Source organism: Halomonas sp. (assembly GCF_014859505.1).
In the GTDB taxonomy this organism is placed as follows: domain Bacteria; phylum Pseudomonadota; class Gammaproteobacteria; order Pseudomonadales; family Halomonadaceae; genus Halomonas.
In genome coordinates this window covers 1-3,527 of record NZ_JACUUD010000204.1, presented here as the reverse complement: position 1 = coordinate 3,527, position 3,527 = coordinate 1, and the positions used below count along the sequence as shown (strand labels likewise).

Below are 3,527 nucleotides of genomic sequence, written 5' to 3'. Positions count from 1 at the left end.
AACCGCTGACCTCAACACTGCCAGTGTTGCGCTCTCCCAGCTGAGCTAAGGCCCCACGCCGTCTCGCCTCGCGAGAACGAGCAAAATACTACGCAGCCTCGCGGAGAGCGTCAACCCCTCGGAGGTAAAACCCAAGGATACTTTCCACCTTCACCAAAGTTGTGCCACTCTTCGCCATGGGAGCTCACATCTCCCTCCGCCTGCCACCTATCAGCCAAGACGCTCAGGAGTCGCTGCCTTGATCCGGGTACTGATTGCCGACGACCATCACCTGGTGAGGACCAGTCTCGCTCACCTGCTGAACGCCGAAGAGGATCTCAGCGTGGTCGGGGAGGCCTCCGACGGCGAGACCGCCATCGCCGAGACCCGCCGCCTCTCCCCCGATGTGGTGCTGATGGATATTCGCATGCCGGGGATCGGCGGCCTGGAAGCCACCCGCAAGATCCACCGCACCCAGCCCGACACCCGGGTACTGGTGCTGACCGCCTGGCTCGAGGAGGCCTTCGCCCAGCGCCTGCTTGACGCCGGAGCATTCGGCTTCCTCAGCAAGGACTGCCAGCACAACGAGATGGTCTCGGCCATCCGCGGCGCCTTCCACGGCCAGCGCTATGTCAGCCCCGAGGTCGCCCAGCGGCTGGTGCTGTCGCGCATCGATGCGTCGGAAAACCCCTTCGACCAGCTGTCCCAGCGCGAGATGCAGGTGGCCATGATGATCGTCAACTGCCAGAAGGTGGCCGACATCTCCGACCGGCTCTTCCTCAGTCCCAAGACGGTGAACACATACCGCTACCGCATCTTCGACAAGCTGGGCGTGCAGACCGACGTGGAGCTGACGCACCTGGGGCTGCGCCACGGCCTGGTGGATGGCTTCGCCAGCGTGGAGTGAGCGCCCGCCGAGCCTGCCGCCCGGCGTGATCTGCTAGGATGACATTCCCGTCCGCGACCGCACCGCCTCCATGAGCTTCGATCATCGTCACTTCCTCGTCACCGTCAGCGAATCCTCGGGCATCTACCGCATGCTCGACGCTCAGGGCGAGACCCTCTATGTGGGCAAGGCACGGCGCCTCAAGGCGCGCCTGGCCAGCTATTTCCGCGGGGCGCTGAACGCCAAGACCCAGGCGCTGGTGGGGCGCATCGCCGATATCCAGATCACGGTGACCAACAGCGAGACTGAGGCGCTGCTGCTGGAGCAGACCCTGATCAAGGAACTGCGCCCGCCCTACAACATCCTGCTGCGGGACGACAAGTCCTACCCCTTCGTCTTCGTCACCGACCGCCATCCCTTCCCTGCGCTGGAGTACAAGCGGGCCCGGGCAAGACGCGATGACGGCCGCTACCTGGGCCCCTACCCCAGCAGCCTGGCGCTGCGCGAGAGCCTGTCGCTGATGCAGAAGATCTTTCGCATCCGCAACTGCGAGGACAGCGTCTTCGCCCATCGCACCCGGCCCTGCCTCCAGTTTCAGATCGAGCGCTGCAGCGCCCCCTGCGTGGGCCACATCAGCGAGGCGGACTACCGGCGCGACCTGGAGCACGCCGTGCAGTGTCTGGAGGGCAAGAGTGAGCAGGTAACCCAGGAGCTGACCGCGGCCATGGAGGCGGCCAGCCGCGAACTCGCCTTCGAGGAGGCCGCCCGGCTGCGCGACCAGGTCCAGCAGCTGCGCCAGCTCCAGCAGCGCCAGTTCGTCGACACCGGCGACGGCGATGCCGACATCTTTGCCCTGGCCACCCGCCCCGGGGCACTGTGCATCTCGGTGCTCAGCGTGCGCCACGGCCGACTGCTGGGTGCCCGCCACCATGCGCCCGCCAACGGGCTCGACCTGCCGGCCGACGAGCTGCTCGCGGAGTTCGTCAGCCAGTACTACCTAGGGCAGGATCGGGAGATCCCCCGCGAGGTGATCACCAGCCACGCCCTGGCGGATCGCGAGCTGATCAGCGCCGCGCTCGGCGAACGCGCGGGCAAGCGGGTGCGCCTGGCCGACAGGGTGCGTGGCCACCGCGCCCAGTGGCAGTCGCTGGCCGTCACCAACGCCGAGCAGCAGCTGGCCGGCCAGCTGGCCAGCCAGGCCCAGCTCACGCGCCGCTTCGCGGCGCTGCGCGAGGCGCTCGGCCTGGCCGACACGCCCAGGCGCCTGGAGTGCTTCGATATCAGCCACAGCCACGGCGAGGCCACGGTGGCCTCCTGCGTGGTGTTCGACGAGAACGGCCCGCGCAAGTCCGACTATCGCCGCTTCAACATCGAGGGGGTGGCCGCCGGCGACGACTACGCCGCCATGCGCCAGGCGCTCTCACGCCGCTTCCGCCGCCTGACCGACGGCGAAGGGGAGCGTCCCGATGTCCTGCTGGTGGACGGCGGCAAGGGGCAGCTCAACCTCGCCCGGGAGGTCTTTGCCGAGCTCGGCGTCGACGGCGTGGCGCTGGTGGGCGTTGCCAAGGGCACCACCCGCAAGGCGGGCCTGGAGACCCTGTTCCTCGAGACCGTTGACCGTGCCCTGGACCTCGACCCTGCCTCGCCCGCCCTGCACCTGATCCAGCACGTGCGCGACGAGGCCCACCGCTTCGCCATCACCGGCCACCGCAACCGCCGTGACAAGGCGCGCCGGACCTCCACACTGGAGGGCATCCCCGGCGTGGGACCCAAGCGCAGGCGCGAACTGCTGCGCTTCTTCGGCGGACTCCAGGGCGTCAAGCAGGCCAGCCGCGAGGAGCTTTCGCGAGCACCCGGCATCAGCGCCACCCTGGCCGAGGCGATTCATCGCGCCCTGCATGGATGAAGGCCGCCAAGGGGGATAGAATATCCCGGCGTTCGGCACCACCCCACCGGCAAGGACAGCGTGACCCAATGAACATCCCGAATATTCTCACCCTGGCCCGTATCGGCTTCATCCCCCTGCTGGTGCTGCTTTTCTACCTGCCCTTCTCCTGGAGCATGCCGCTGGCCGCCGGCCTGTTCGCCCTGGCCTCGATCACCGACTGGCTGGACGGCTACCTGGCCCGGCGCTGGAACCAGGCGACTCCCTTCGGCGCCTTCCTCGATCCGGTGGCGGACAAGCTGATGGTGGTCGTAGCCCTGGCGCTGATGATCGAACGCTACGAGGCGCTGTGGCTGACGCTGCCGGCGCTGGTGATCATCGGCCGCGAGATCGTCATCTCGGCGCTGCGCGAGTGGATGGCGGAGATGGGCAAACGAGGACAGGTGGCGGTCTCCTGGGTCGGCAAGGTCAAGACCACCCTGCAGATGGTCGCCATCTTCATGCTGCTGGCCTTCGCCCCCGGCTCCCCCCTCGCCCTGCTGGCCGTGATCACCCTCTACGTAGCCGCCGTGCTGACGCTCTGGTCGATGATTCTCTATCTGCGCGCCGCCTGGCCGCACCTCAGCGACTCCATGTGAGGCAGCGCGTGGAACTCGACGTCGGGTCAACTGCAAAAGCGATTGACAGTCACCGACTTATCCGTATAATTCGCTCTCGAGTCAGGCGGGAATAGCTCAGTGGTAGAGCACAACCTTGCCAAGGTTGGGGTCGCGAGTT

At 67.2% G+C, this 3,527-nt stretch carries 3 protein-coding genes; all 3 read left to right on the top strand.

From position 1 onward, the window contains the following. Positions 1–238 precede the first annotated feature (238 nt). The 3 genes from IBX53_RS15375 to pgsA all read left to right on the top strand — a co-directional run bounded on the left by IBX53_RS15375 (position 239) and on the right by pgsA (position 3,388). Positions 239–886: a response regulator gene (locus IBX53_RS15375; RefSeq protein WP_290911027.1), complete on the top strand. Its 648-nt coding sequence runs from the start codon at positions 239–241 to the stop codon at positions 884–886. A 70-nt stretch (positions 887–956) separates the two neighbouring features. Further along, complete coding sequence (gene uvrC / locus IBX53_RS15370) at positions 957–2,771, top strand: excinuclease ABC subunit UvrC (protein WP_290911023.1); 1,815 nt, start codon at positions 957–959, stop codon at positions 2,769–2,771. 68 nt (positions 2,772–2,839) lie between these two features. Then, positions 2,840–3,388 carry a CDP-diacylglycerol--glycerol-3-phosphate 3-phosphatidyltransferase gene (gene pgsA, locus IBX53_RS15365; RefSeq protein ID WP_290911021.1) on the top strand — a complete coding sequence of 183 codons (549 nt, stop codon included), beginning with the start codon at positions 2,840–2,842 and terminating at the stop codon, positions 3,386–3,388. Positions 3,389–3,527 lie beyond the last annotated feature (139 nt).

Bases quoted from the DNA above. Each gene is read 5' to 3' on its own strand.
- uvrC (WP_290911023.1), top strand. From the start codon at position 957: ATGAGCTTCGATCATCGTCACTTCCTCGTCACCGTCAGCGAATCCTCG.
- pgsA (WP_290911021.1), top strand. From the start codon at position 2,840: ATGAACATCCCGAATATTCTCACCCTGGCCCGTATCGGCTTCATCCCC.